The 1,707-nt window shown below is 64.2% G+C and carries 2 protein-coding genes; one reads left to right on the top strand and one right to left on the bottom strand.

Going from position 1 to position 1,707, the window contains the following annotated elements:
* A partial coding sequence (locus IC66_RS0115920; protein ID WP_038948299.1) for a molybdenum cofactor synthesis domain-containing protein occupies positions 1-440 on the top strand: 440 nt, incomplete at its 5' end.
* Between the two features lie 188 nt (positions 441-628).
* Here the strand turns inward: IC66_RS0115920 and IC66_RS0115915 are convergent.
* Positions 629-1,588 carry a bifunctional helix-turn-helix transcriptional regulator/GNAT family N-acetyltransferase gene (locus IC66_RS0115915; protein ID WP_049801738.1) on the bottom strand — a complete coding sequence of 320 codons (960 nt, stop codon included), beginning with the start codon at positions 1,586-1,588 and terminating at the stop codon, positions 629-631.
* Between the last annotated feature and the right edge of the window lie 119 nt (positions 1,589-1,707).

Here is a 1,707-nt window from a genome sequence, read left to right as displayed (position 1 = left end):
CCGGCCATCGTCTCGCCGCGCGCGAGATCGTCACCGACGATGTCGAGGCGATCCGCGCCGTCGTTCGCCGCTGGATCGCAGATAGCGGCATCGACGTCGTCATCACGACCGGCGGCACCGGCTTCACCGGACGCGACGTCACGCCGGAGGCGATCGAGCCCTTGTTCGAGAAGCGCATGGACGGTTTTTCCATCGCCTTCCACATGCTGAGCCACGCCAAGATCGGGACATCGACGATCCAGAGCCGCGCCACCGCCGGCGTCGCGGGGGCGACCTACATCTTCTGCCTGCCGGGCTCGCCCGGCGCCTGCCGCGATGGCTGGGACGGCATCCTGGCCGCTCAGCTCGACTACCGCACACGCCCGTGCAATTTCGTCGAGATCATGCCGCGGCTGGACGAGCATCTGCGAAGGCCGAAGGCGCAAGGCGCGACGGTGTAAGGGCGGATCGTTCTCGGGGGGCTCTCCGCATCATCAGTATCGTAGGGTGGGCAAAGCGACTTGTCCGCCATAGCTCGAAGAGCGACGGCGGAAGCGTGCCCACGATCTCTGTCCGCAATGCAGGGGCCGTGGGCACGGCGCTCATGCGCCTTTGCCCACCCTACGATTCCTGACTTGTAGCGACAGCGCTACAGATCCCGCTCCCAGGTCTCGCCGACCAGATCGGCACCGAAGCTGTGGTGCTTCTCTTGCTTCACGAGCTTGAAGCCTGCGCTTTGATAGATGCCGCGTGCGGCAACCAGGATGCTCTGCGTCCACAGCGTCATCTTGCCGTAGCCCCGCTCGCGAGCGCCCTGGAGGCATTGCTCGACCAGCGCACGGCCGACACCGAGCCCGCGCGCTTTCTTCTCCACCTGCAACAGGCGCAGCTTGGCGATCTCGTCGGTGGCCTTGACCAGAAAGATCGAGCCGACGGGCTCGCCGCCCACTTCCGCGATCCAGCAGTGCTCGCGCGCGGCATCGTAGTTCTTGATGAACTGTGCGCAGATCTCGGCGACCAGCGCTTCGTAGCTGATGTCCCAGTTGTAGTCCGCGGCATAGGCGGCGGCCTGCTTGGAGATGACCCAGCCCATGTCGCCAACGCGATGGCTGCGCAGCATGAAAGCCGCAGGCTGGGTTCGACGTTGCTCCAGTAGGGCCTCGATGGTCGCCATGGCCTGCGTGAGCCGCGTTGCATCGCTGGCCGAAAGCTGAGCCAGCATTGCGGCGACCTCGTTTTGCGAGCTCAGGTTCAGCTTGGCGTAGGTCTGGCGGCCCTTGGCGGTGAGGCTGAGCTGGTATTGCCGGCGATCTGCGGGCAGGGGCCTGCGCGTGATCAGCCCCTTTTCGTCGAAGCTCTGCACGATGCGGCTGAGATAGCCGGGATCGAGGCCAAGCTCGATTCCGATCTCCTTTGCCGCCAGCTCGTCGCGATGCGCGAGTTCGTAGAGCACGCGGGCCTCGCTGAGCGAGAACGGGCTCTTCCCAAGATGCTGGTCGAGCACACCGAGCTTGCGGGTATAGAAGCGGTTGAAGGCGCGGACCGCTGCGATGCGATCGTCGGCGACCTGCTCGATTGCAAGGGGTAATGGGGAAGAGCTTGATGGCATGACGGCACCTCAATATTTGCCATTGTCAATTAATTATTTGACTTTGGCAAGTATCAGGTGACTTCAGCCGACCATGACGATCTGGCTGCGCAGCACGGTCCGGGACGAGCGGCCGAGCC

Origin of the sequence: Bradyrhizobium genomosp. III, from assembly GCF_000261705.1 — a bacterium.
Lineage (GTDB): Bacteria > Pseudomonadota > Alphaproteobacteria > Rhizobiales > Xanthobacteraceae > Bradyrhizobium > Bradyrhizobium ottawaense.
This window is presented reverse-complemented; position numbering and strand designations above follow the sequence as displayed.